We start from the raw sequence: 25,553 nt of genomic DNA, 5'->3' as shown, positions 1-25,553 counted from the left end.
AACGGGGGTTCCCGCTTGTTCACGTTCGTGATTCCCGCGCACAACGAAGAGGCCACGGTGGCCACGATCGTCGCGCAGGCCCTGGCGGCCGCGCGGCGCGGCGACCGTGTGCTCGTCGTGGACAGCGGCTCGACCGACGGTACGGCCGCACGGGCGCGCGAGGCCGGTGCGGAGGTGCTCCGCGGGCCGCTCGGCAAGGGCGCGGCGATGCAGCTGGCGGTGTCGGAGGCGGACACCGAGTGGGTCTGCTTCCTGGACGCCGATCTCGTCACGTCGGAGCACAATGTCGCCGCGCTGCTCCGCGAGGCCGCGGCCCGCGGTACGGCGGACCATGTGGACCATGTGGTCGGCGACTACGAGTACGACCACCCGGGCACCGTCCTGGCGTCCACGTTCACCATCTACGAGCCGCTGACCGCCCGCTTCTTCCCCGAGGTCGGCTTCCACGGCGCGAACGCCCTCACGGGCTACCGTGCCCTGCGCACCCGGCGGTTGAGGTCCATGCCGCTGCCGCGGGACTTCGGGGTCGAGACCTTTATCAACATCTCCGTCGCGCTGGCCGGCGCGGAGGTCGACGTCCGCCACCTCGGCGTCATCGGCAGCCGCTACCGCGCCCACGGGGGTTCGATGGCGACCGAGATAGGCACCATGGTCCTGAACCTCGCGGAGACCCACGGCCGCCTGGACCCGGCCGACCGCCCGGAGTGGGAGGAGTGGCTGCGCGGGGGCGTCGCCGCGATCGCCTCGAACACGGCGGACCAGGGCCGCTCGGCGATGCTGCACCGGCTGTTCAGCACGGTCCGCAGGCCGATGCCGAGCGCGTCGGGGGTACGGGTCTGAACGGTTCTGAGGTGCCGCCGCGTCAGCCGCTCGCGGAGGCGCACTCCGCGCACGTGCCGAAGATCTCCACGGTGTGCGCCACATTGACGTACCCGTGCTCCGCGGCGATCGCCTCGGCCCACTTCTCCACCGCGGGCCCCTCCACCTCGACCGCCTTGCCGCACACCCGGCACACCAGGTGGTGGTGGTGTTCGCCGGTGGAGCAGCGGCGGTAGACGGACTCGCCGTCGGAGGTGCGCAGGACGTCGACCTCGCCGGCGTCGGCGAGGTTCTGGAGCGTGCGGTAGACCGTGGTCAGGCCGACCGAGTCGCCCTTGTGCTTGAGCATGTCGTGGAGTTCCTGCGCGCTGCGGAACTCGTCGACCTCGTCGAGCGCCGCCGCCACGGCGGCCCGCTGCCGGGTCGAGCGGCCCTTCACGGGCGGTCCAGCGGTCGTCACCGTTGCCTCCTACTGACATCTGCGGCTGCCGGGCCATTGTGCCAGCCCGGCCTGTGCGGAGTCAGACGCCGACCTTCCCCGATGCCTCCCGGCCGGCCGGAATCGAGCACTCCGCAGGGTCTCCTCCAGGCTGCCCGGAGGCGGCCTGCCGGGCCCGGCGCCGGGCCAGTGGGGTCGCCACCACGGTCAGGGCGATGAACGCGCCGATGGTGAGCAGCACGATCGTCGCGCCGGGCGGGACGTCCTGGTAGTACGAGGTCACGGTGCCGCCGATCGTCACGGCGACGCCGATGGCCACGGCGATCGCGAAGGTCGCCGCGAAGCTCCGGGTGAGCTGCTGCGCCGCCGCCACGGGGACGACCATGAGGGCCGACACCAGCAGCAGGCCCACGACCCGCATGGCCACCGTGACCGTCACGGCCGCCGTGACCGCCGTCAGCAGGTTCAGCGCCCGCACCGGCAGCCCCGTCACCCGCGCGAACTCCTCGTCCTGGCTGACCGCGAAGAGCTGGCGGCGCAGACCGACCGTGACCAGCACCACGAAGGCGGCGAGCACACAGATCGCGGTGACGTCGTCCTGCGAGACCGTCGAGAGCGAGCCGAAGAGATACGAGGTCAGGTTCGCGTTGGAGCCCGTGGGCGCGAGGTTGATGAACATCACGCCGCCGGCCATACCGCCGTAGAAGAGCATGGCGAGGGCGATGTCGCCGCGGGTCTTGCCGTACCAGCGGATGAGTTCCATGAGGACCGCGCCGAGGACGGAGACGATGGTCGCCATCCACACCGGGGACCAGGAGAGCAGGAAGCCGAGGCCGACGCCGGTCATGGCGACGTGGCCGATGCCGTCGCCCATGAGGGCCTGGCGGCGCTGGACGAGGTAGATGCCGATCGCGGGGGCGGTGACGCCGACGAGGACGGCGGCGAGCAGAGCCCGCTGCATGAAGGCGTAGTTCAGGAATTCCATCAGCTCAGCAGTCCCGTCCGGATCGGTTCGGCGTCGTGAGCCGCGTGCGGGTGTACGTGGTCGTGGCCGGGCAGCGCGTGCTGGCCGACGGCCTTCGGGGGCGGACCGTCGTGCAGGACGCAGCCGTCGCGCAGGACGACCGCGCGGTTGATCAGCGGCTCCAGGGGGCCCAGTTCATGCAGGACCAGCAGCACGGTCGTACCGTGCGCGACCTGCTCCCTGAGGGTCTGCGCGAGCACCTCCTGGCTGGCGAGGTCGACGCCCGCCATGGGCTCGTCCATGATCAGTAGTTCGGGGGCGGAGGCGAGGGCGCGGGCGATGAGGACGCGCTGGTGCTGGCCGCCGGAGAGGGCGTTCACGGAGTCCTTGGCGCGGTCCGCCATGCCGACCAGCTCCAGGGCGTGGCGTACGGCCGCGTGGTCGGCCTTGCGCAGCATGCCGAAGCGGGCGCGGGAGAGGCGGCCCGAGGAGACGACCTCGTTGACGGTGGCGGGCACGCCGCCCGCGGCGGTGGTGCGCTGCGGGACGTATCCCACGCGATGCCAGTCGCGGAACCGGCGGCGCGGGGTGCCGAACAGCTCGATCTCACCGGCCGCCACCGGCACCTGGCCGATGACGCTGCGCACGGCCGTGGACTTGCCGGAGCCGTTGGCGCCGAGCAGCGCGACGACCTCACCGCGGTGCACGGTGAGGTCGATGCCGCGGAGGACGGGCCGCGAGCCCAGGTCGGCGCGGACCCCGCGCATCGATATGACGGGCTCGCTCACGAGGGCCTCCGGATCGGTCATTTGGCGCCCAGTGCTGTCTTGAGCGCCGTGAGGTTGGACTCCATGACCTGGAAGTAGTCGTCGCCCTTGGACTTGTCGGTGATGCCCTCGAGGGGGTCGAGGACGTCCGTCTTGAGTCCCGCGTCCGAGGCGAGGGTCTTCGCGGTCTTGTCGGACACCAGTGTCTCGTAGAACACGGTGGTCACACCGTCGGCCTTGGCCTCGGTCTGGAGTTCCTTGATCCGGGCCGGGCTGGGCTCGCTCTCCGGGTCGAGGCCCGCGATGGCCTCCTGGTTGAGGCCGTAGCGCTCGGCGAGGTAGCCGAAGGCGGCGTGGTTGGTGAAGAAGACCTTGGTGTCGGTGGTCTTCAGGCCGTCCGCGTAGGCGGTGTTGAGGGCGTCGAGCCGCTTCGTCAGCGCGGCGGCGTTCTTCCTGTAGTCGGCCGCGTTGTCCGGGTCGGCCTTCTCGAAGGCCTTGGCGACGCCCTCGGCGACCTCGCGGTACTTGACCGGGTCGAGCCAGATGTGGGGGTCGAGGGCGTGCTCCTCCTCTTCGGAGGCTTCGCCGGAGGAGGCTCCCTCGCCGTCGTGGTCGTGCTCGACGGACCCGTGGTCCTCCAGCTTCGTCAGCGTCGCCGCGTCGATCTTCGTGCCGACCCCGGACTGGGCGACGGCCTCGTCGACGGCGGGCTGGAGCGACTTGAGGTAGAGCACCGCGTCCGCCTCGCCCAGCTCGGCGGTCTGCCGGGTGCTGAGCTCCAGGTCGTGCGGCTCCTGACCGGGCTCGGTGAGGGTGGTGACGTTGACATGGTCCCCGCCGATCTGCTCGGCGAGGTACTGCATCGGGTAGAAGGACGCGACGACGTCGAACTTGTCCGTGTTGCCGGCGGCCGCGCTCTCCCCGGAGCACGCGGAGAGGGTGGCGAGGGCGGAGGCCGCGGCCAGCGCGGGTATCAGGCGTCGTACGTTCATGACACTCATTTTCAACAAATATGGAAACCGTTGTCAACAAACCGTGGTGGGAGGCCCGTGGCGGCCCGTACTCCGAACCGATTTGATTGAGGGGCAGGGCCCGCCGGTAACCTGAGGCATTCGCTGCCGTCCATTCGTAATGAAGAGAGCACCGTGGCCGCCGACAAGATCGACACCATCGTCAGCCTGAGCAAGCGCCGTGGCTTCGTTTTCCCCTGTAGCGAGATCTACGGCGGTCAGCGCGCCGCCTGGGACTACGGACCGCTGGGTGTCGAGCTCAAGGAGAACCTCAAGCGCCAGTGGTGGCGCTACATGGTGACCTCGCGCGAGGACGTCGTCGGTCTCGACTCGTCCGTGATCCTGGCCCCCGAGGTCTGGGTGGCCTCCGGCCACGTCGCCACCTTCTCGGACCCGCTGACCGAGTGCACCTCCTGCCACAAGCGCTACCGCGCGGACCACCTGGAAGAGCAGTACGAGGAGAAGAAGGGCCGCCTCCCCGAGAACGGCCTCGCGGACATCAACTGCCCCAACTGCGGCACCAAGGGCCAGTTCACCGAGCCCAAGCAGTTCTCCGGCCTGCTCTCCACGCACCTCGGCCCGACCCAGGACTCCGGCTCGGTCGCCTACCTGCGCCCCGAGACCGCGCAGGGCATCTTCACCAACTTCGCACTCGTGCAGACCGCCTCGCGCAAGAAGCCGCCGTTCGGCATCGCGCAGATGGGCAAGTCCTTCCGCAACGAGATCACGCCCGGCAACTTCATCTTCCGCACCCGCGAGTTCGAGCAGATGGAGATGGAGTTCTTCGTCAAGCCGGGCGAGGACGAGAAGTGGCAGGAGTACTGGATGCAGGAGCGGTGGAACTGGTACACCGGCCTGGGTCTGCGCGAAGAGAACATGCGGTGGTACGAGCACCCGCAGGAGAAGCTCTCCCACTACTCCAAGCGCACCGCGGACATCGAGTACCGCTTCCGGTTCGGCGGCAGCGAGTGGGGCGAGCTGGAGGGCGTCGCCAACCGCACCGACTACGACCTCACCGCGCACTCCAAGGCCTCCGGCCAGGACCTCGTCTACTACGACCAGGAGGCCCAGGAGCGCTACACCCCGTACGTCATCGAGCCCGCCGCCGGTGTCGGCCGCACCATGCTGGCCTTCCTCCTCGACGCGTACGTCGAGGACGAGGCGCCCAACGCCAAGGGCAAGATGGAGAAGCGCACGGTGCTGCGCCTGGACCACCGCATCGCCCCGGTGAAGGTCGCGGTGCTCCCGCTCTCCCGCAACCCCGAGCTGTCCCCGAAGGCCAAGGGCCTCGCCCAGTCGCTGCGCCAGAACTGGAACATCGAGTTCGACGACGCCGGCGCCATCGGCCGCCGCTACCGCCGCCAGGACGAGATCGGTACGCCGTTCTGCGTGACCGTCGACTTCGACACCCTGGACGACAACGCGGTGACCGTCCGCGAGCGCGACTCGATGAAGCAGGAGCGCGTGTCCCTGGACCAGATCGAGGGCTACCTGGCGAGCCGTCTGATCGGCTGCTGACACCGCTGTACGAAGTCCCCGCACCCTCCGCAGGGTGCGGGGACTTCGGCGTGACAGGGCATGCGGCGGGCGTCAGTTGGAGGTGTGGCCGCCGTCCACGGCCAGTGCCGCGCCGGTGGCGAAGGAGGCGCGGTCGCTGAGCAGCCACAGAGCCGCCTCGGCGATCTCGGCCGGTTCGGCCATGCGCTTCATCATCTGCCGGGCGACGAAGTGCTCCCCGAGCTCCGGCCGGCTCTCGACGGCTGCGGCGATCATCTCGGTCCGGGTCGTGCCCACCAGAAGGGTGTTGATCCGGATGCCGTGCCCGGCGTACTCGGCCGCGGCCGACCGGGTCAGCCCCAGCACCGCGTGCTTGGCGGCGACATAGGGCACGGGAGCGCCGGTGGCGCCCATCGCGGCCGTACTGGCGGTGTTGACGACCGCGCCCCGGCCCGCTTCGAGCATCACCGGGATCTGGGCGCGCAGACAGTTCCAGGTGCCGCGCACATTGACGTCCATGACACGGTCGAACTGCGCCTCGTCCAGCTCGTGCAGCGGGGCGAGTACGTCACCGGCGTACCCGGCGTTGTTGAACGCCCCGTCCAGCGCCCCGAACCGCTCCCGCGCGGTGGTCACCGCACGCCGGACGTCCTCGGCGTCCGCGACGTCCCCGGCGCTGACCGCCGCCCGGCCGCCCGCCCCGGTGATCTCCTCGGCGAGGGTGTCCAGGGCCTTCTCGCGCCGGGCCATGAGGACGACGGCCGCCCCCTCCGCCGCGAACAGTCTGGCCGCGGCCTCACCGATTCCGCTGGACGCGCCCGTGATCATCACGACCTTGCCGCGGAGTATTCCATTCCCGTCAGTCATGCGATCAGTAAATCCCGGAGCGAAGGATTCCGGGTAAATCCCTTACGGACAGGGCCAGTTCGCGCCCCTGATTGGCCCTCCATGGGGCCGCGCGATTGGCTCTGTGGACAGGCCGCCGGGCCCGCCAGGGTGGCGGTATGAGTCTCGCGTTCCTGCTGACCACCCTCGTCGTGGTCGCCACTCCCGGTACCGGTGTCGTCTACACCCTCGCGGCGGGGCTGTCGCGCGGGCGGCGGGCGAGTGTCGTCGCGGCGTTCGGCTGCGCGCTCGGGATCGTGCCGCACGTGGTGGCGGCGATCACGGGGGCCGCCGCGCTGCTGCACGCGAGCGCGACGGCGTTCCAGGTGCTGAAGTACGCCGGGGTCGCGTATCTGCTGTGGATGGCGTGGGCGACCGTGCGGGATCGCGACGCGCTCGGCGTGGACGGTGAACCCGGGGAGCGGTCGCCGGGCCGGGTGATCGTCCGAGGTGTGCTGATCAACATCCTCAATCCGAAACTGACGTTCTTCTTCTTCGCGTTCCTGCCGCAGTTCGTGAGCTCGGGCGAACCGGACGCGGCGCTGCGGATGCTGATGCTGAGCGGCGTCTTCATGGCCGTGACGTTCGTGGTCTTCAGTGCGTACGGGGTGCTCGCGGCGTCGGTCCGCAGGCAGGTGATCTCGCGGCCGAGGGTGATGGCGTGGCTGCGGCGGGGGTTCGCCGGGTCGTTCGTGATGCTCGGGGCCAAGCTCGCCGTGACTGACAGATAACAGCTGACAGATATTGAAATCTGTCAGCTGTCATGCGATGGTGGAGGGCATGACGACACAGACCCCCCGCACCCTCGGAACCACCGGCCCCCGCGTCTTCCCGCTCGGCCTCGGCTGCATGGGCATGTCCGGGGCGTACGGCGAGACGGACCGCGCCGAGTCCCTCGCCACCGTCCACGCCGCCCTGGAAGCCGGCGTGACCCTGCTCGACACCGGCGACTTCTACGGCATGGGCCACAACGAACTGCTGATCGCCGAGGCCCTGCGCACCGCCCCGGCCGCCCTCCGGGAGAACGCGCTGACCAGCGTGAAGTTCGGCGCCCTGCGCGGCCCCGACGGCGAGTGGTCCGGCTTCGACGGCCGGCCCGCCGCCGTGAAGAACTTCGCCGCGTACTCCCTCCAGCGCCTCGGCGTCGACCACCTCGACATCTACCGCCCCGCCCGGCTCGACCCGGACGTGCCGATCGAGGAGACCATCGGCGCGATAGCCGAACTGGTCGAGAAGGGGTACGTCCGCCACATCGGGCTCAGCGAGGTCGGCGCGGACACCATCCGCCGGGCCGCCGCGACCGCCCCGATCGCCGACCTCCAGATCGAGTACGCGCTCATCTCCCGAGGCCCCGAGCGGGAGATCCTGCCGACCCTGCGCGAACTGGGCATTGCCGTCACCGCGTACGGCGTGCTCTCGCGCGGGCTGATCTCCGGCCATGTCGCGGCCGGTCAGCGGTACGCGGCGGACGACTTCCGCGCCCACTCACCCCGCTTCCAGGGCGACAACCTCCAGCACAACCTCACCCTCGTCGACTCCCTGCGGAAGATCGCCGAGCAGAAGGACGCCTCCGTCGCCCAGGTCGCCATCGCCTGGGTGCTCTCGCGCGGCGAGGACATAGTGCCGCTGATCGGCGCCAAGACCCGCGGGCGGCTCGACGAGGCCCTCGGCGCCCTGGACGTGACCCTGGACGCGGCCGACCTCGCCGCCATCGAGGCGGCCGTACCGGCGGACGCGGCGGCCGGTGAGCGGTACGCGCCCGCCCAGATGGCCATGCTCGACAGCGAACGCTGATCGCGGCGCCGGGTACCGTCTAGACATGGCCCCGACCAGCGAGACCCTGACCGCCGAGCGCATCCTCGTCGCCACCGAGGAGGTGCTGCGCCGCCACGGCCCGGCCAAGGCCACCGTGGTCGACGTGGCCCGCGCGCTCGGCGTCAGCCACGGCAGCGTCTACCGCCACTTCCGTACGAAGGCGGCGCTGCGGGAGGCGGTCACCAAGCGGTGGCTGGACCGTACGACGGAGGAGCTCGCCCAGGTCGTCGCGGCGGCGGACCGTGACCCGGAGGCCCGGCTGCGCGACTGGCTCGCCACCCTCTTCGAGGCCAAGCGGCGCAAGGCGGGCCACGACCCGGAACTCTTCGCCACGTACTCGGTCCTGGCCGCCGAGGCGGGCGAAGCGGTCAGCGGGCATCTCACCGATCTCACCGACCAGTTGACCCGCATCCTGCGCGCCGGCGCCGACGCGGGCACCTTCACCCCCGAGGCCCCCGGCACGGCCCGCGCCGTCTTCCAGGCCACGGCCCACTTCCACGACCCCGGCTACGCCCACGAGTGGGCCCGCCCGGAAGCGATGACCGACTTCGAGGCGATGCTGGACCTGGTGGTGCGGGGGCTGCGGGCCTGAACCGGCGTGCTCCGTCAGGTCTCTCGCGGTGCTCCGTCAGGTCTCTCGCGGGTCCACCGTCGCCTGATGGGCCTCCGCCAGATGTTCCTCGGCCTTCAGCCACGGCAGGAACTGCGCGCCCTTGCGCCAGCCGCAGGTGTCGCATCTGATCGTGCGTTGCGCGCCTTTGCGCTGCACTTGGACGACGTGCTCGCGCCCGTGCTGGTCCCAGCGGCTCACCTTGCTCGTGCTGATCTGCACCATGGTCTCGCCTCCGGCGAGAAGTGTGCAGCAAGACCAACATCAACAGCAGTATCTTCACGGCAAGTTCGTGGACGGGGTTGGAACCTCAGTCCGGATAGTCGCACAACTCCCGTAGTCGGTCCGGGGACCGGATCAGCAGGCGCTTGTATCCCGTGGCCAGGACGCCCTCGGTCCGCAGCTCCTTCAGCAGGCGTTCCGCCGTGGACGTCGCCGCTCCGGCCAGACTGCCCAACGAACGCTGGCTGAGGGAGAGTTCGAGGACGACCGTGCCGTCCCGGCGAGGGCGGCCGTACTCCGCGGTCAACTCGAACAGCACCCGGGCCAGCCGCTGCCGCGCGTCGCAGCCGCTGGTGTCGATCCGCCGCTCGGTGGCCGACCGCAGCTTGCGGACCACGCTGCGCAGCACCTGCAACTGGGCCGCCGGATGCGTGTGCAGAAAGCCGATGAACGAACCGGGGGCGATACGCAGCGCGACCACCCGCCCCGCCGCGCTCACCGTGGCGGTGCGCAGGTTTCCGTCCAGCACCGCCATCTCGCCGACGAGTTCACCGGCCGGCCGGATCGCCAGCAACGGTGTCTCACCCCGCCTGGTCTCACCCGTCACCACCACGACCCCGTCGATCAGCACGAACACCGCGTCCCCGACGGACCCCGCCAGCATCAACGCCTCGTCGTTCCCGAAACGCCGCCGCGTCCCGAGCCGCAGCAGCGCATCCCGGTCCACCGCATCGAGCGTGTCCAGCAGACTCCCGGCAGCCCAGGCGCCCTGCTGCGACACCGCGTCGACCACAGGCCCCGCCGGAACCGGCCCCGCCCGCATCAGCTCCGGCGGCTCCGATCGGGCCCGCCGCGACTCGGGCGACTCCGGCGGCTCCGGTCCCGGCTGCTTGGGCTCCAGTGGCGGCGGTCCGGCCCGCTGCGATTCCGGCGGCTTCGGTTCCGGCCGCTGCGATTGCGGCTGCTTGGGCTCGGGTGGCTTCGGTCCTGACCTCCTCGGTTCCGGTGGCCTCGGTTCCGACCGCTGCGGCTCCGGCTGCTGCGGCTCCGTTGGCTTCCGTTCCGGCCTCCTCGTTCTCGGCGGCTTCGGTTCCGGCCTCCTCGGTCCCGGCTGCTCCGCTCCCGCCCACGCCCCGCTCATCCGCTCTCCGGGTCTTCCGGAGCCGCTGGCCCGGTCGATCCGGTGGGTGCGGTCGGTACCCCGGCCCCTCCGGTCGACCCAGACCGTCCCCCCGTCCCCCCAGCCCCACCCAGCGTCTCCACCCGGAGGCGTAGGTCGCGTGAGTGGAGGCGGAGTGTTTGGAGTTCGGTGAGTTTGCGGCGGACGACTGGGAGGCGGTCGGTGCGTTCCTTGGCGGTGCTGCGGCGGGTTTCCTGGAGGCGGCGGACAGTTTCGGAGAGGGCGTCGGTCTGGGCCGAGAGTTGGTCTTCCAGGAGGTTGACGAGGGTGCGGTTGCAGTCGCGGAGCTGGCCGTTGAAGTCCTGCTCCACCTGACGGCGGCCGGACTCCAGCATGCGGATGACGCGTTCCTTCAGGCGGGCCACGCGTTGCCGGTCCCGGCGGTCCTCCTCCTCGGCCTGAGCCTGCTTGCTGCCGCCGAACCAGCCGGCGATATGGCCGATGACCCCGCCGATGAAGGCCCCGAGGTAGGTGCCGACCACCGGCACGACGCTGCCGACGACGGCACCGGCCAGCATGCCCATGCCGCCGCCCGTCTCCGAGCTGTTCCACACGGACCGGGCGCGCCGCCAGGACCGTACGCCGCTCATGCCGTCCTGGTCGGCGTCGAGGTCGCTCAGCGAGGTGTCGGGGAGGGTTGTGGACGGGGCGGCGACCTGGGTGGTGAGCGGGACCGAGGTGATCCTGCTGTAGCGCTCGGCGACCTCGGTGACTGCCGTCTCCAGCGCCTTGTGGGCGTCCTCGGCCGCCTCCAGCAGGGCCAGCGTGGCCTTGCGGACCAGCGGTTCGGGATCCTTCGCGGCCTGCTCCCGCTCACAGCCGCGCTGGAACGCGTCCCGGGCGGAGTCGACGGCGGCGCCGAGGCGTTTGCGGATGGGGCGGGCCGCCTGTTCGAGGTCGTCCTGGAGATCGCGCCGCCACCGGCTGCCCCCGGACCGCAGCGCCGTGAGCGTGTCCTGGGTGCGCTGGATCTCCTTCTCCACGGCGGCCAGCGCCTCCCCGCTCTGGAGCGCGGCGGCCTCGTTGGTGAGCGGCGCCGCGATCTCGTCGAGCGCCTCGTCCAGCTGGTCCAGGGCGATGTACAGCGCGGCCCGGCCGCAGGTGTCGGCGAGCCCGCCCCACAGCGCCGCCTCCAGCTCGGGGAACCCGGAGTCGGCCTCCAGCGTGGGGTCCTCGTCCTCCACGGCCTCCCAGCGCCGGAACGCCGACACCCCGACCACCACCAGGTCGTCCGGCGGGAGCTCGGAGACCTGGGCGATCCGGGCCCGTGCCTGGGCGACCACCGGTGTCGCGTCCACGACCTTGTCGACCATGGTGACCGCCGTGACGATCACCGGACAGGTCTCCAGGGCGTGCCGGACGAAGTCCAACTCCACGGTGGTGAGCGGCTGTACGGCCGAGCCGACGAACAACACCGCGTCGGCGCGCGGCAGAAAGGCCCGGGTCGCGGCCGTGTGCGCCGGGTTGATGCTGCCCACACCCGGGGTGTCCACCAGTACGAGCCCGGACTTCAGCGGGGCGAACGGCGCCTCCATCTCGATGCGTTCGACCTCCCTGACGTTGCGCGGATTGCCCTGCTCGGTGACGTACTGGTGCACCTCGGACAGTGGTACTTCGAAGGGTTCGGGGCGTTCGCCGGGCCGCTCGGGGTCGCTCAGCGGCCAGACCACCGCTCGCTCGGCGGGGCCCCAGCGCAGGGTGGACACGACGGCGGTGGTGACGTCGACGTCCACCGGGAACAGCCGGCGCCGCCGTACCAGCGCGTTGAGCAGACTGGACTTGCCGCGCCTGAACTCCCCGCACACCACCACGAAGAACTGCTCCGAGGCGAGCCGCTCCCGGCTCTCGCCGAGCACCCGGTGCCGGGTCCGTGCCTCCTCGGCGTCGAGCAGCGCGAGGACGGTCGGGAAGAAGCCGAGGATGTCCCGGCGCAGGAGGTCGAGTTCGGTCTTGGAATCGGATGATGACATGAGTACTCCGTCTTCCGTCTCGTGGCCGTCGCCGGGTCAGCGGGAGGCGTTGAAGGCGCCGATGACCGCTCCGGCGATGACGAAGAAGGCGATGAGGCCTTCGCTGGGGCCGCCGAAAACGGCACCCGCGAAGCCGGACAGCACGGCACCCGCGAGCGCTCCCAGGCAGCCGCCCCCGACCAGTTCCCCGGGCGGCGTGGACGAGGACGACGAGGAGGAGGTGGTCGAAGAGGAGGAGGTGGAGGGGGACGACACCGAGTGGGTCGTCGTACTCGCCTTCTCCTCCTCCTTCTTCGCCTTCTTCACCGTCTCGCGGGCGAGTTCGGCGGCCTTCTTCTCGCGCTGCTCCCGCGCGGCCTGCTCACGCCGTCGGCGTTCCGCGTCGGCCGCCTTCTTGGCCTGCCGTTCCCGTTCGGCCTTGGCCTTCGCCTCGGCCTTGGCCCGCCGCTTGGCCTCCTCCTGCTCCAGCCGGCCGCGCGCGGACAGCACCGCGCCCCGGACCACGGCCAGTTCGGGCTCGTCCAGCCGCTGCACGACGCTCCCGGACCGCTTGGCCAGCAGAGCCCCGACCAGCGGCATCCGGCTCGCCCCGCCGACCGGGATCACCCGGTCCACGTCCGCCCACGACAGCCCCGCGTCCCGCAGCATGGCCTCGCAGCTGTCCACCGTCCGCTGCACGAGCGGCCGTACGAGATCCTCGAACTCGGCGCGGGGGAGGGTCAGTTCGACGGGCGGGACGAGTTCGGGGACCAGGTCCTCGTAGGTGCGGCGGACGGACAGCCGGATCTTGATCGTCTCGCAGGTGTCGAAGAGCTGGATGCGGCGGCGCAGGGTGTCGGCCATATGGGCGGGCCCGTCCAGGAGTTGGGCGGTCCGGTCCGGGAACTTCGCCCGCAGCAGGGCGAGGACACCGCGCGTGAAGTCCGTACCGCCGATGTTGTCGAGGCCCCGGCTGCCCAGGATCGTGAAGGAGTCGTCCGCGGCCCGCCGGGCCACCGCGCAGTCGAAGGTGCCGCCGCCGAGATCGTGCACGAGGACCGTCCCGGGTCCCTCGATCGCGCCCTCGAAGGCGGCCCGGATCGCGGCCTCGGGCTCGGTCTCCAGGACGATCTTCCGCACGTTGAACCCCGCCTGCGCGGCCGCGGCCATGAGTTCGTTGCGCCGGGTCTGCGCCCAGGTCACCGGGACGGTCATCACGACCCGGCCGGGCTTGCCGTACACGGTCCGCTCGGCCTGTTCGCGCAGGAACCGCAGTACCTCCGCGGCCAGTTCGAGCGGCGTGTAGCTGCGGCCGCCGAGCGGCGAGGGGGCGTCCTCGCCGATGTCCCGCTTGAACTCGCTGCGGTACTCCGTCGGCCGCAGCCGCTTGCCGTTCTCGGCGGCGGCCCCCACCAGGAGTTTGCCCTCCGGGCCCACACAGACGCTCGTCGGGACGGCCACCTGCCCCGACACCGGGTCCGTGACCGGCACGAGGGTGCCGTCGCCCCTGCTTACCATGATCGACGAGTTGGACGTGCCCAGGTCGATGCCGTACGCCACTGCCAAGACGGGCATGATCGCTGCCTCCCCCTCCCCGGTCCCCCCGGGGTGCCGCGCTCTTCGTGTCTCTCTGGTTCTCGTGTTCAGGTCGCCGGGTCCTCGGCGTCGCCCGTTTCCGCGATGACCTGCTGCGGACGCAGCACGTGGTCGCGCCAGCGGTAGCCGGGTCGTACGGTGCTGAGGATGCGCGGCGCGTCGCCGCCGGGCCGGGTCTCCAGTACCTCGTGCCGGGTGAGGTCGAGCGGTCCCTCGTCGTCCACGGTCTCGATGCCGACCTCGGCGTGCAGTTCGGGCAGGCGGCGGTCCAGCCAGCGCAGCAGGGTCGCGGCATCGAGGGTGCCGGCCTCCACCGAGGCGCGCAGATCGGCCAGTTGGTCCGCCATACGCACCAGCACGGCCGCCACCGGGGGCGGCCGGTCCGCCGCCTCCTGCAAGGCCCGCAGCCGGCTCGCCGACTCGGCCTGCGCGTCGAGACGGCCCCGCAACTCAGCCACCTCCTCGGCGGCGCGCGCCGACTCCCGCTCCAGGAGGGTGAGTTCGGTCTGGTTGCTCTTGATCTCGGCCAGGGCGTGGTCGAGTCGGTGCCGGAGTGCGGCCAACTCGCCGCGCAGCGACTCGGCTTCGGCCCTGGCGGTCTGTTCGGCAGCTTGCAGTGATTCGGCTTCGGCCCTGGCCGTCTGTTCGGCGGCTCGCAGGGACTCCGCCTCGGCCCGCGCCGCCTGCTCGGCCGCCCGGAGTGTCTCGGTCTCGGCCCGCGCCGTCCGCTCTGCCTCCCGCGACTCGGTCTCGGCCGTGGTCGCTTGCTCGGCCGTCGCCCGGTCGTCGCGGCGCCTCGGCCGCCACCAGGACCGGCCCGGGCGCTCGGTCTCCGGCGTGTTCGTCGGCGTGGGCTGGGAGGGGTGCTGTCGGTCGGTGTGTTCCGTCATGGCGCACGCACCTCTCCGGCGGCTGCGGCCGTGGCCGGTTCCGTCGAGCCCGGTGGGCCGGGCCGGTCAGTCGGGTCCTGGACGCGGTGCAGCAGGCGTTCGCAGCTGCGGCGTACCGCTCGTACGGCCTGGACCGAGGCGCGGTCGAGGGTCGGGTCCTGTTCGCGGAAGGACCAGGCGTGGACGGCGGCCAGTGCGGCGGTGCGCAGTTCCTGTGGCGTTGCCCCGGCGGGGAGGCCCAGCCGGCTGGGGAGCGAGGTGCCGTCCTCTCCGGTGATGCGGCGCAGCTGAGCCGTCTCGTCCTGCGACAGCCGGAGTTCGCCGCGGTAGTGCGCGGCCAGGACGTCCAGTTCGGCGAAGCCGGAGACCCGCGCCCGCAGCCGCTCCAGCTCGGCGGCCACGGTGGCGGCCAGGGCCGGTACGGCATGCCCGGCGTTCGCCGAGTCCAGCCGCAGCCGGGCGAGCGCGCCCTCGGCCCGGCGCAGCCCGTGGTCCAGTTTGATCAGGGTGTAGCGGTTGCCGAAGTGGCGGCCGATCATGTCCCGCAGCCGTGACACCCCGCTCGCCTCGACCAGCCCCTGCCGCAGCCGCTCCTCGTCCGCGCCGTCCCGCAGCAGCCCGCAGGCGAGGTGGATGCCCCAGATGCCGAGCCGGTCGACCAGCGCCCTGCGGCGCGCCGCGGGCAGGGCCACGCCCGGGAGGGCCTCGGCGCGGGCGAAGCGTCCGGCGTCCCGCAACCGCCGTACGAGGATGGGTGGTTCGGTCTTGCGGAGGTCGTCGAGGTGGTCGATCTCCTCGGCCTCCAGCAGCCGGGCGCCTTCGCCGAGGAGGCCGGAGACCGGGACGATGGTGAAGAACAGGGAGCGTACTTCGGGGCGTTCCAGGTAGCGCTCGATGATCTTCTCGGACTCCGCCATGGGGTCCCAGGTCAGCGGGTCGGGGTCGCCGGGGAGGTCGGGGCCGGGCGGCCAGAGCTGGTCGACGCGGCTGAGCACGCCGAAGGCGCTGAACGGGGTGTGGCCGTGGTCCGCGCCGCCGAGGAACTCCCGTACCCCCACCCGGTCCCGCTCGTGCAGCCCGCGGTCGAAGAGATACAGCACCGCCTCGGCCTCGCGGATCTCCCGCGCGCTGTCGCTGTGCACGTCCTGCGGGGTACGGCCCGACGCCGCGAGGGCGGCCTCCAGCGCCTCCCGGTCGGCGTCCCCGGCGAACGCGGAGATGCCCAGGAAGTCGAGGGTGTTCTGGGAGTCGACGCCGTGCACACTGCCCAGGCCGGGGGTGTCGGCGAGCCGGAAGGAGCGCAGCAGGCGGTTGGGGATGCCGTACTCGACGCGGGCCACGTCGTCGAGCACCCCGGTCCCGGTCTCGTCGCGTCCGGTCATCCGCCGGAACTCCTCGGCGGGCAGGGTCCGGGCGGAGCCGTCCCGATGGCGGACGGTCACGATGCGGTCCTCGGCGTAGTACAACTCACTCACCGTGTAGGTGAGTTCGAGCTGTCCGGTGAGTGCCACGCGTTCGCCGAGCAGGGCGTTGACGAGAGTGGACTTGCCGCGCTTGATCTGCCCCGCGACGGCGAGCCGCAGCGCGTCCTCCAGGCCGCCGGCGGCGTCCCGCAGCGCGCGGGCCAGCGGCTCCGTCTCCGCGCCACCGCCGTCGGCCGTGTCGGCGCAGGTCAGCAACGTCCCGGCGGCCGCGGCGATTTCGTCCTCGGCGCCCTCGGCGCGGCCCTCGACGCGTGTGTCCCCCATGAGCCGTTCCCCCTCCGCGCAGCCCTCGCGCGCCCTTGATGTGAGACCCATCACACAAGGCTGACCATTGTGCCCGTCTCGACCCGTCCTCTGCTGGTTTTCCGCGGTTTGCTCGACGGCCCGCCGTCGGGGCCGCCATGATGTCGGCGACCACAGGGGGACGGATGACCGACGACGAACAGACCTGGGACGAGGGCCGGTTGACCGAGGACGACGTCATCGAGGCCGCGGACGGCACCGGTTACACCTCGGTGTCCGACTTCGTCGCCGGCGAGGACGGCTACGAACCGGACCCGTACGACGCGGGCCTCGACGACCACGACAGCGGCGACGGCTACGACGACACCACCAGCGACGGCGACTTCGGCCACGGCTTCTCCTGAACCGCCCGACCGTGCCCGCACCGCCGACCGTGCCCGCACCGCCGTCGGTGTCCGCACCGCACACGGTCCTGGACCGCCCGTCCCCCCGTGTTCCGGTCGCCCGGACGGACGGTCGCAGGCTCTCCCCCTGTGCGTGGGATCGGACGTTCCCCACAACCGTGAGAGTAGGCGGCCCCGGGCGGCCGGACTCCCTCACGCGAGGGAGTCCGGGCACTTCTCCGGGCCCCGTTCCACTCAAGTCGAAGGGAGGCCGCCGTGACCACTCGGGAACTGCGGATCGCCGGTGTCCGCCGGACCTGTCTCGTCGTGGACGTCGAGGGATACAGCAAGCGACTGACCGACGCGGCCATCGACGTGCAGGACCGTCTGCTGTGGACCATGTTGCAGGCCTGCCGGCTGGCCGACGTGGACCCGGCCCGCTGCGCACGGCAGGACCAGGGGGACGGCCAGCTGCTCGTGCTGCCGCCGGGCATCGATGAGGGACACGCGCTGCCGAACGCCCTGCGGGGGCTGCGCGCCGCGCTGCACCGCCTCAACCGGCACCCGGGACCCGGCGGCCGGATCAGACTGCGCGCGTCCCTGGCACAGGGCCTGGTGTACGAGGCCGCCACGGGCTTCGCCGGCGTCGCGGTGGTGCACGCCTGCCGGGTCCTGGACTCGCCCCAGCTGCGGGCGGCGCTCGCCGGACGGGCCGACAGCGACCTGGCCGTGGCCGTCACCGACGACCTCTACCGGGACGTCCTCGCCCAGCGCCGCGAGGAGCCCGCCGCCAAGCACTTCGCCCCGATGGACGCCAGCGTGCCGGAGAAGGACTTCCAGGCGCGCGGTTGGGTGTACGTCCCGCGCTCGGGAGGATCACGCGGCCTCGTACCGGCGTACTCCGTCCCCACCCCACCGGGCTCCCAGCCGCCCGCCCACCGCACCTGCTGGGGCCGCGGCCTCGCCGCCGCGGCCGGGGCGGCCGTCGCCATCGGCGCGGGCGCCTGGGGAGTGGAGGAGGCGCTGGCCGCACTCGGCGGAGGCGGCGGCGATGACGGTGACAGCGATGCCCACTCAGGCCTCGCGGCCGACGATCACACGCTCGACCACACCTGGATGGTGGCCGACGTCATGCTGCCGGGCGGCCAGGAGACGATCCTCTACATCGATCGCGTCCACGAGATCCAGCATTCAGTCAACGCCTCGGACGATGCGGAGATCTCGGACGCCCCGGACGACGACTACGGCGACTACGCCTCCGACTACGCCTCCGACGACGATCCGTACGACCAGGGCGACGACCACTTCGACGACCAGCCCGGCCAGGGCCTGACCTAGCCGACCGTCCGCGGCAGCCGCAGGCTGAGCAGCCCCGTCAGGGCCACGCCCGCCAGTTGCACCAGCAGGGTCGTCACCAGGGCGTCCCGCATGCCCAGCCCCGGGATCAGGGAGAGGAAGAGGGTGCCGAGGGTGGCCACGCCCAGGGCCAGGGCGGACTGCTGGGTGGTCACCATGACCCCGCTGCCCACGCCCGCCCTCGCGGCCGGTACCTCGGACAGCACGATCCGGAAGATGACGGGGAGTTGGAGGGCCTGGCCCGCGCCCGCGATCGCCGCGCCCGGCAGCAGCTCCACCAGACCCAGGTCGGGCCAGGAGCGCCACGCGGCGAGCGCCATCAGGCCCACGCCCACCGCCTGGATCGCGGCGCCCGCGGTCACCACGCGCGTCCCGAACTTCGCGACCAGGCGGGGACCGGCGAGCGAGACGAAGAAGAACACGACCGCCATCGGGGCGAGCGCAAGGCCCGCCCGGACCGGGCCGAGGCCCGCGCCCCGCTGAAGCGCCACCGCGATCACGAACATGAAGCCGCTGAAGCCGATGGAGAACGGCACGATCATCACCAACCCGCGCCGCAGGGACACCAGTTGGAAGAGGCTCGGCGGCACCAGCGGCGTACGGCCCCGCCGGTCCGCCCCGCGCTCCACCGCGTAGAACGCCGCCGCCAGGAACGGGAAGGCCGCCAACGACAGCCACGTCCACAGCGGCCACCCCGCCGAGCGGCCCTCCGTCAGCGGGGCCAGCAGCGCGAGCAGGGACGCGGCGAGCAGGACCGTGCCGGGGCCGTCCACCGGCTCCGGGTGCTGGGAGCGGGTCTCGGGCACCGCACGGGCGGCGAGGAACAGGCCCACCAGGACGACGGGGACGTTCACCAGGAAGACCGAGCGCCAGCCGGTGCCCGCGATGTCGGCGGCGACCAGGACTCCGCCGAGGATCTGGCCCGCGACCATCGAGAGGCCGGCCGTGGCGCCGTACAGGCCCATCGCCTTGGCCCGCCGCGGTCCGGACGTCGCCGCCTGGATCGTGGCGAGCACCTGCGGCAGCATCGCCGCGGACGCCGCGCCCTGCAAGATCCGGGCCGCGACCAGGGTCCACGCGGTGGGCGCGAGCCCGCAGGCCAGGGAGGTCAGACCGAAGGCCGCCATGCCGCCGAGGAAGAGCCGGCGGCGGCCGAAGAGATCGCCGAGCCGCCCGCCGAGGACCAGCAGGACGGCGTACGCCAGTCCGTAGCCGGAGATGACGAGTTCGAGGACCGACTCGCTCGCCGAGAGGTCCCGCGCGATGGTGGGCAGGGCGACGTTGACGATGAAGAAGTCGATGAGGGGGAGTGCCGCGCCGAGCAGCACGGTGAAGAGTCCGAGGCCGCGGAGCACGGGTGGCGCGCTCGCCGTGCGGACCTGGTGTGAGGTGGTGATGTCGGTGGTCACGGAGACCAGCCTCCGCTTTTCCGGAGACTGGTACCAGAGTCTCTTTATCCTGGTAGAAGGAGTACCTGGAAACAGGGTCCGTACGGCGGCACGCTGGAGGCATGACGATGACGGTCCAGGAGACGGTGACGGCCCCCGCGGCGGACATCCGGCGGCACGAACTCGCCGCCTTCCTGCGCCACCGCCGTGAGCACATCACCCCCGAGCAGGTCGGCCTGCCCCGCGGCCCCCGGCGCCGTACGCCCGGACTGCGGCGCGAGGAGGTCGCCCATCTCTCCGCGGTCGGCGTCACCTGGTACACCTGGCTGGAGCAGGCCCGCGACATCCAGGTCTCCGTGCAGGTCCTGGACGCCCTCGCCCGCACCCTGCTCCTCGACCCGAGCGAACGCGCCCACCTCTTCCAGCTCGCCGGCGCCGCCGACCCGACCCCGGCCACCAGCTGCCCCTCGGTCACCCCCGCACTGCGCCAGCTCCTCGAACAGATGGAGCCGATCCCGGCCTGCGTGCAGAACAGCCGCTACGACATCCTCGCCTACAACCGCACCTACGCCCTCCTCCTCTGCGACCTGGAGGCGATCCCGCCCGAGGACCGCAACTGCATGGTCCTCTGCTACACCAACCAGGAGTGGGCCGAGTCGATCGTGCACCTGGAGGAGACCCGCCGCCTCATGGCCGCCCGCCTCCGCGCCGCCATGGCCAACCACCTCGCCGAGCCCGCCTGGAAGATGCTCCTCAAGCGCCTCCGCGCCGAGTCCCCGGAATTCTGCGAGGCCTGGGACCGCCACGAGGTCGTCTCCCACCGCTCCAAGCAGAAGGAGTTCCGCAACGCCCACGTAGGCAGGCTCTCCCTCATCCACACCGACCTCTGGCTGGGCCCGGACCTGGGCCCGAGGATGGTGACGTACACACCGGCGGACGAGGAGTCGAGGGAGAGATTGGAGCAACTTCACAAGATTGCCCTGGCGAGACCCAGCCAGGGGCGCGGGGCTGAATCGAATGTGCGGCTACCGCCGCGTGGGCGCGACCAGCCACAGAAGACCGGTAGCCGCCAAACTACGTGCTGACTCCCGCCGCTTCGCGCACCTCAACCGCCTCCAACCGCGAAGCAGTCCGCTCAGCAGTACGCCGAGCCCACCGCCCACTGGTGAGCGCCCCCAACACCAGCACCACAGCCCCACACCCGGCGATGACCCACCACGCAGGCACAGCGGCGGAAACGAACGAGGCCTTGTAAGACGACGCCCCCACGCCGGCCACCAGCACCGCCCCCACCACAGCGACCCCGAGCGTCTGCCCCAACTGCCGACTCGTGGAGGCGACGGCCGCGGCGACCCCCGCCTGCGTCCGCGGCATCCCCGACACCGCCGTGTTCGTGATCGGCGCGTTCACGAACCCGAACCCGATCCCGAACAGCACATACCCGATCAGCAGCGTGACATCGGAGGTCTCCGCGTCGAACGCCGCGAACAGCACCCCGCTCACCGTCATCGCGACCCCCGCGATCAGCAGCGGCAGCCGCGGCCCCCGCGCCCCCACCAGCCGCCCCGACAGCGGCGCGCACAGGAACGCCGGCGCCGCCAGCGGCAGCATCCACAGCCCGGCGTGCAGCGCGTCGAGCCCCCGGACGTTCTGGAGATACAGCGTCGACAGGAACAGGAACCCGCCCAGCGAGGCGAACGCGGCGATCGCTATCACCGTCGCCCCGCTGAACGGCGCCGAGCGGAAGAACCGCAGATCGATCAGGGGCTCGGCCCGCCGGGGCTCATAGGCCAGCAGCCCCACCAGCGCGGCCACGGCCAGTGCCGCGAAGGGCAGCACCGAGGCGAACCCGGAGTTCGGCGCCTCGATGATCGCGTACGTCAGTGAGCCGAACAGCGCGATCACCAGCACCTGCCCGACCGGGTCGGGGCGGCGCGCCTTGGGGGCCCGGGACTCGGGGACGTACCGCAGGGTGAGCAGCAGGGCGGTCAGCCCGACCGGCAGGTTGAGCCAGAAGATCGAGCGCCAGCCGACGGAGTCCACGAGCAGCCCGCCGACCACCGGCCCGGCGGCCAGGGATATGCCCACGACCGCACCCCACGCACCGATGGCGCGGGCGCGTTCGCGCGGGTCCGTGAAGGTGTTGGTGATGATCGACATGGCGACCGGGTTGAGCATGGAGCCGCCCACCGCCTGCACCATGCGGAAGGCGACCAGCGCCTCCAGGTTCGGGGCGAGGGAGCACAGCACCGAGCCGATCGTGAAGATCACCAGACCGGCGGCGAAGACGCGCTTGCGGCCGATCCGGTCGGCGGTGGAGCCGGCCAGCATCAGCAGGGACGCCAGGACGAGCGTGTAGGCGTCGATGGTCCATTGCAGCCCCGACGTACTCGCGTCGAGGTCGTGCTGCATGGACGGCAGGGCGACATTGAGGACGGTGTTGTCGAGGCTCACGATCAGCAGGCTCATGCAGCAGATCGCGAGGACGAGGAGCCGTCGGCGAGGGCTGAGCTCGGGCATGCGGTCCAGCGTACGCTCAATTCGATAGTGCGTCTAACTAATGACTGTGGTGTACGTCATCGATGGGTGACAATGGGCGGATGTCCACGTCGTTGCAGATCGGCCCGCACACCGTCCAGCCCCCCGTCGTCCTGGCCCCCATGGCCGGGATCACCAACGCGCCCTTCCGCACCCTGTGCAGGGAATTCAGCGGCGGCAAAGGGCTGTTCGTCAGCGAGATGATCACGACGCGGGCGCTGGTCGAGCGCAACGAGAAGACCATGCAGCTGATCCACTTCGACGCGACCGAGAAGCCGCGCTCGATCCAGCTGTACGGCGTCGACCCGGCGACCGTCGGCAAGGCCGTCCGCATGATCGCGGAGGAGGGCCTCGCCGACCACATCGACCTGAACTTCGGCTGCCCGGTCCCGAAGGTGACCCGCAAGGGCGGCGGCTCGGCGCTGCCGTACAAGCGGAACCTGCTGCGCGCGATCCTGCGCGAGGCGGTGAGCGGGGCCGGGGACCTGCCGGTCACGATGAAGATGCGCAAGGGCATCGACGACGACCACATCACGTTCCTCGACGCGGGCCGGATCGCGGTCGAGGAGGGCGTCACGGCGATCGCCCTGCACGGCCGCACCGCCGCCCAGCACTACGGCGGCACCGCGGACTGGGACGCCATCGCCCGCCTCAAGGAGCACGTCCCCGAGATCCCCGTCCTCGGCAACGGCGACATCTGGTCGGCGGAGGACGCGCTGCGGATGGTGCGCGAGACGGGCTGCGACGGAGTGGTCGTGGGGCGTGGCTGCCTGGGCCGGCCGTGGCTGTTCGCGGACCTGGTGGCGGCGTTCGAGGGCCGCACCGAAGACATCGCCCGCCCGTCGCTCCGCGAGGTGGCTGACGTCATGGTCCGCCACGCCACGTTGCTCGGCGAGTGGATCGGCGACGAGGCCCGCGGCGTCATCGACTTCCGCAAGCACGTCGCCTGGTACCTCAAGGGCTTCGCGGTCGGCTCGGAGATGCGCAAGCGCCTCGCCATCACCTCCTCCCTGGAGGAACTCCGCTCCGGCCTCGACGAGTTGGACCTCGACCAGCCCTGGCCGACCGGCGCGGACGGCCCCCGCGGCCGTACGTCGGGCAACAACAGGGTCGTCCTGCCCGACGGCTGGCTGAAGGACCCGTACGACTGCGCGGGCGTGAGCGAGGACGCGGAACTGGACACCTCCGGGGGCTGAGGCGGCATCGACAGCGGGGTGGGGCCGCCGCACACTGAGTGGCGTGGGGGACGGCGCGGTGTGGATCGCGGCCTTCACCGGCGCTACGGCGGTGTTGGCGAGCTGGGTGACCAACCTGGGGAACGTCCGGGCTGCGAGGGCGCAGGCGGAGGCGTCTGCAGAGGCACAACTCCGGGGGCGCGTACGCGAATTGCGGCGGGCCGCCTATCTGGAGTTCATGGAGCAGGCGCATGTCGTCGGCGAGCTGTACTGGCAGACCGCCTTCGACCTGGACCAACTCGTCGACCCCGAGCGGCGGGCGACGCGTGTGCAGGATCTGCGGACGGAACTCCGAGGTGCCTTCGACCCGCTGATGCGTAGCGTCAGGGTCGTCGTCCTGGAAGGACCGGTCGGGCCCGCGGAGTCGGCAGAGGCCGTGCTGCGGGTCGTCGCGGACACCAATCGGGTGCTGTGGCGGATCTCCCGCGGGGAGCCGGAGGCGCGGGCGGCTTTCGATGAGGGGCACCAGGAGTTCGCGCGCGTTCTGGAGCGGTTCGTCGAGACAGCGCGTGCGGCGATGAAGGCCCCATGACCCTCAGCCCTTCGACGGATGCGGTGTCGAGCCGTACGCCGTCAGGAAGCGGTCGCGGAAGGAACTCATCTTCCAGACCGGGGCGTTGTGGGCGGGCTTGAGGCCGTCGGTCCAGTTCCAGTCGGCGATCTTGTCCAGCACCTTCGGGTCCTTCGCCACGATCGAGACGGGGACGTCACGGCTGGCGTGGTCGCCGCTGACGCGGGCGATGGGCTGGTGGTCGCCGAGGAAGACGAGGACGGTGTCGTCGGTGCCGTAGCGCTCCAGCCACTGGGTGAGGGCGGTCACCGAGTACTGGATCGACTTGCCGTACTCCTCACGGGACTTGGTGGAGCTGGTGACGATGTCACCGGGCTTGTTGCCGGCCTTCTGGATCGCGTCGAAGACCGACCCGTCGCCCAACTGGTCCCAGCCCACCAGCTTCGGGATCGGCGCCCACGGCTGGTGGCTCGACGTGAGGATGACCTCCGACATCAGCGGCTTGTCGCGCTTCTTGCCGTGGACGAGCCGCTGGAAGGCTTCGAGGGCGTACTGGTCTGGCATCGTGGACCAGCTGAACTTCGGCCCCTGATAGCCGAGTTGGAAGGCGTTGTAGACCTTGTCGAGACCGTAGTACTTCGCCTCGGGCCAGCCCTTCTGGATCCCCGGCATCACCCCGACCGTGTCCCAGGCGCCGGTCTTCTGGAACGCCTTGGTGAGCGACAGATGATCGCCCGAGGTCACCGTGCGGTACCGCTGCTGGTTGTCGATCCACAGCCCCGACAGGAACGTGGAGTGCCCCAGCCAGCTGCTGCCCCCGTACGTCGCCGACGTCAGCCACCCGCTCTTGGCATGGAACCCCGCCTTCGCGAGCGCTTCCGTCCGCGTTGCCAGCGTCGAGTCCACCCCCGGCGCCATGATCGGGTCCTCGACCGCGCTGCGCCCATAGCTCTCGATGAACGTGAAGATGACGTCCTTGCCCCGCAGATCCGGCACCAGCTCCGCACCCGGCGTCGCCCCGAAGCGGTCCGCCTTCGCCTCCTTCGCGAACGCCGCCTCGTCCCGGACCGTGTCCACCACCCGCCGCGCCTGCATCTTCAGCGCGTCGGCGGCCCGGTCCGAGGCGATGGGCATCCCGCCGATCTGCAACGAGAGCGCGTAACAGAGGATCCACGCCATGGCCGCGATCAGCGTGCCCCGCGCGGCCACGGGCCGATGGGCGGCCAGCAGATTGCTCAGCCGCACCATCGCCAGCGCCATGACCCCCACCAGCGCCAGCACCAGCACAACCGCCCCGATCGCGGCCAGCACCGCGAACGTCCCGCCCATCGAGTCCGCGACATACGACTGGGCGTCGTCCAGCAACTCCCAGTCAAGGACGAGGTTGAACCCCCGCCCCAGATACTCGCGGAAACCCATGTCCAGCACATTCAGCACGGTCAGCACCCCGAGCCCCACCCCGGACACCACCGCCACCACGACCCGGGGCCGCCGAGGCAACCACAACGCCACCCCCGCCCCGAGAATCGCCTCGACAGGAATCCGCGTGAACCGGTTCGGCTTCAACGCCCCCAGCACATTGGGCAGCAACAACGCCCCGAGCACGAGCAGCGCGGCAAGAACCGTCACCGCCCACCGAACATACGGCGGCCGCGAACGCGGCACGGACGCCTCCGGCACTTGCCGAGCGCGCAGGATGACAGCCACCCGAGGGTCCTTCCGTACGGGACTAGGTAGGTAGGCGGATCCGATATGGGGTCTCGGACCCGCCG

General features: G+C 71.3%; 24 protein-coding genes. 10 read left to right on the top strand and 14 right to left on the bottom strand.

The genetic code is table 11. The features are described from left to right. The first annotated feature begins 15 nt into the window (after window positions 1-15). Complete coding sequence (locus tag ABZ928_RS45855; RefSeq protein ID WP_361533429.1) at window positions 16-840, top strand: glycosyltransferase; 825 nt, start codon at window positions 16-18, stop codon at window positions 838-840. A gap of 22 nt (window positions 841-862) precedes the next feature. On the opposite strand, the gene ABZ928_RS45850 is transcribed toward ABZ928_RS45855, so the two are convergent. The 4 genes from ABZ928_RS45850 to ABZ928_RS45835 all read right to left on the bottom strand — a co-directional run bounded on the left by ABZ928_RS45850 (window position 863) and on the right by ABZ928_RS45835 (window position 3,981). After that, a complete protein-coding gene (locus ABZ928_RS45850; RefSeq protein ID WP_361533426.1) occupies window positions 863-1,279 on the bottom strand; it encodes a transcriptional repressor in 417 nt (138 codons plus the stop codon). A gap of 61 nt (window positions 1,280-1,340) precedes the next feature. Further along, window positions 1,341-2,243 carry a metal ABC transporter permease gene (locus tag ABZ928_RS45845; protein ID WP_361533423.1) on the bottom strand — a complete coding sequence of 301 codons (903 nt, stop codon included), beginning with the start codon at window positions 2,241-2,243 and terminating at the stop codon, window positions 1,341-1,343. After that, window positions 2,243-3,031, bottom strand: coding sequence for a metal ABC transporter ATP-binding protein (locus ABZ928_RS45840; protein WP_361533420.1), 789 nt, complete (start codon window positions 3,029-3,031; stop codon window positions 2,243-2,245). The genes ABZ928_RS45845 and ABZ928_RS45840 overlap by 1 nt, the downstream gene beginning before the upstream one ends. Continuing rightward, window positions 3,028-3,981, bottom strand: a complete 954-nt coding sequence (locus tag ABZ928_RS45835; protein ID WP_361533417.1) for a zinc ABC transporter substrate-binding protein — start codon at window positions 3,979-3,981, stop codon at window positions 3,028-3,030. Before ABZ928_RS45835 ends, ABZ928_RS45840 begins: the two co-directional genes overlap by 4 nt. A 153-nt stretch (window positions 3,982-4,134) precedes the next feature. Here ABZ928_RS45835 and ABZ928_RS45830 point away from each other — a divergent pair, with 153 nt between their 5' ends. Next, on the top strand, window positions 4,135-5,517 hold the full coding sequence (locus ABZ928_RS45830; RefSeq protein WP_361533414.1) for a glycine--tRNA ligase: 1,383 nt from the start codon (window positions 4,135-4,137) through the stop codon (window positions 5,515-5,517). Between the two features lie 72 nt (window positions 5,518-5,589). Here ABZ928_RS45830 and ABZ928_RS45825 read toward each other — a convergent pair whose 3' ends face one another. Next, window positions 5,590-6,363, bottom strand: a complete 774-nt coding sequence (locus ABZ928_RS45825) for an SDR family NAD(P)-dependent oxidoreductase (protein WP_361533411.1) — start codon at window positions 6,361-6,363, stop codon at window positions 5,590-5,592. 137 nt (window positions 6,364-6,500) lie between these two features. Here ABZ928_RS45825 and ABZ928_RS45820 point away from each other — a divergent pair, with 137 nt between their 5' ends. The 3 genes from ABZ928_RS45820 to ABZ928_RS45810 are packed head-to-tail and all read left to right on the top strand — an operon-like array spanning window position 6,501 to window position 8,788. Continuing rightward, on the top strand, window positions 6,501-7,112 hold the full coding sequence (locus ABZ928_RS45820) for a LysE family translocator (RefSeq protein ID WP_361533408.1): 612 nt from the start codon (window positions 6,501-6,503) through the stop codon (window positions 7,110-7,112). A gap of 49 nt (window positions 7,113-7,161) precedes the next feature. After that, window positions 7,162-8,175, top strand: a complete 1,014-nt coding sequence (locus ABZ928_RS45815) for an aldo/keto reductase (protein WP_361533405.1) — start codon at window positions 7,162-7,164, stop codon at window positions 8,173-8,175. 25 nt (window positions 8,176-8,200) lie between these two features. Beyond that, window positions 8,201-8,788, top strand: coding sequence for a TetR family transcriptional regulator (locus ABZ928_RS45810; protein WP_361533402.1), 588 nt, complete (start codon window positions 8,201-8,203; stop codon window positions 8,786-8,788). Window positions 8,789-8,824: 36 nt separating this feature from the next. On the opposite strand, the gene ABZ928_RS45805 is transcribed toward ABZ928_RS45810, so the two are convergent. The 6 genes from ABZ928_RS45805 to ABZ928_RS45780 form a co-directional block, all read right to left on the bottom strand. Further along, window positions 8,825-9,031 (bottom strand): hypothetical protein, encoded by a 207-nt coding sequence (locus tag ABZ928_RS45805; RefSeq protein ID WP_361533399.1) that lies wholly within the window; start codon window positions 9,029-9,031, stop codon window positions 8,825-8,827. Between the two features lie 85 nt (window positions 9,032-9,116). Beyond that, window positions 9,117-9,809: a Crp/Fnr family transcriptional regulator gene (locus ABZ928_RS45800; RefSeq protein WP_361533396.1), complete on the bottom strand. Its 693-nt coding sequence runs from the start codon at window positions 9,807-9,809 to the stop codon at window positions 9,117-9,119. Between the two features lie 356 nt (window positions 9,810-10,165). Further along, on the bottom strand, window positions 10,166-12,178 hold the full coding sequence (locus ABZ928_RS45795; RefSeq protein WP_361533393.1) for a dynamin family protein: 2,013 nt from the start codon (window positions 12,176-12,178) through the stop codon (window positions 10,166-10,168). A 36-nt stretch (window positions 12,179-12,214) separates the two neighbouring features. Then, complete coding sequence (locus ABZ928_RS45790; RefSeq protein ID WP_361533390.1) at window positions 12,215-13,732, bottom strand: Hsp70 family protein; 1,518 nt, start codon at window positions 13,730-13,732, stop codon at window positions 12,215-12,217. Between the two features lie 68 nt (window positions 13,733-13,800). After that, window positions 13,801-14,643, bottom strand: coding sequence for a nucleotide exchange factor GrpE (gene grpE / locus ABZ928_RS45785; protein WP_361533387.1), 843 nt, complete (start codon window positions 14,641-14,643; stop codon window positions 13,801-13,803). Further along, window positions 14,640-16,391, bottom strand: coding sequence for a dynamin family protein (locus ABZ928_RS45780; RefSeq protein WP_361533385.1), 1,752 nt, complete (start codon window positions 16,389-16,391; stop codon window positions 14,640-14,642). The genes grpE and ABZ928_RS45780 overlap by 4 nt, the downstream gene beginning before the upstream one ends. Before the next feature lie 164 nt (window positions 16,392-16,555). On the opposite strand from ABZ928_RS45780, the gene ABZ928_RS45775 reads away from it, so the two are divergent. Continuing rightward, on the top strand, window positions 16,556-16,774 hold the full coding sequence (locus ABZ928_RS45775; RefSeq protein ID WP_361533382.1) for a hypothetical protein: 219 nt from the start codon (window positions 16,556-16,558) through the stop codon (window positions 16,772-16,774). 255 nt (window positions 16,775-17,029) lie between these two features. Then, window positions 17,030-18,091, top strand: a complete 1,062-nt coding sequence (locus ABZ928_RS45770) for a hypothetical protein (protein ID WP_361533380.1) — start codon at window positions 17,030-17,032, stop codon at window positions 18,089-18,091. Here ABZ928_RS45770 and ABZ928_RS45765 read toward each other — a convergent pair. Further along, on the bottom strand, window positions 18,088-19,506 hold the full coding sequence (locus ABZ928_RS45765; RefSeq protein WP_361533515.1) for an MFS transporter: 1,419 nt from the start codon (window positions 19,504-19,506) through the stop codon (window positions 18,088-18,090). The two genes, ABZ928_RS45770 and ABZ928_RS45765, sit on opposite strands and share 4 nt — an antisense overlap. Window positions 19,507-19,625: 119 nt before the next feature. Between ABZ928_RS45765 and ABZ928_RS45760 the strand changes: the two genes are divergently transcribed. Further along, window positions 19,626-20,582, top strand: a complete 957-nt coding sequence (locus ABZ928_RS45760) for a helix-turn-helix transcriptional regulator (protein ID WP_361533513.1) — start codon at window positions 19,626-19,628, stop codon at window positions 20,580-20,582. On the opposite strand, the gene ABZ928_RS45755 is transcribed toward ABZ928_RS45760, so the two are convergent. Beyond that, the gene (locus ABZ928_RS45755; protein ID WP_361533378.1) at window positions 20,572-22,017 is read right to left on the bottom strand and encodes an MFS transporter; all 1,446 of its coding nucleotides are present in this window, start codon (window positions 22,015-22,017) and stop codon (window positions 20,572-20,574) included. The genes ABZ928_RS45760 and ABZ928_RS45755 overlap by 11 nt on opposite strands. A gap of 80 nt (window positions 22,018-22,097) precedes the next feature. Here ABZ928_RS45755 and dusB point away from each other — a divergent pair, with 80 nt between their 5' ends. Then, window positions 22,098-23,231 carry a tRNA dihydrouridine synthase DusB gene (gene dusB, locus ABZ928_RS45750; RefSeq protein ID WP_361533376.1) on the top strand — a complete coding sequence of 378 codons (1,134 nt, stop codon included), beginning with the start codon at window positions 22,098-22,100 and terminating at the stop codon, window positions 23,229-23,231. Window positions 23,232-23,274: 43 nt separating this feature from the next. After that, complete coding sequence (locus ABZ928_RS45745; RefSeq protein WP_361533373.1) at window positions 23,275-23,802, top strand: hypothetical protein; 528 nt, start codon at window positions 23,275-23,277, stop codon at window positions 23,800-23,802. A gap of 3 nt (window positions 23,803-23,805) precedes the next feature. On the opposite strand, the gene ABZ928_RS45740 is transcribed toward ABZ928_RS45745, so the two are convergent. Beyond that, window positions 23,806-25,461 carry a CDP-alcohol phosphatidyltransferase gene (locus ABZ928_RS45740; RefSeq protein ID WP_361533510.1) on the bottom strand — a complete coding sequence of 552 codons (1,656 nt, stop codon included), beginning with the start codon at window positions 25,459-25,461 and terminating at the stop codon, window positions 23,806-23,808. Between the last annotated feature and the right edge of the window lie 92 nt (window positions 25,462-25,553).

The organism is Streptomyces sp. NPDC046909, assembly GCF_040644695.1.
Classification (GTDB): Bacteria; Actinomycetota; Actinomycetes; order Streptomycetales; family Streptomycetaceae; genus Streptomyces.
The sequence above is the reverse complement of the archived record's forward strand: the minus strand, read 5'-3'. Positions and strand labels throughout refer to the sequence as shown.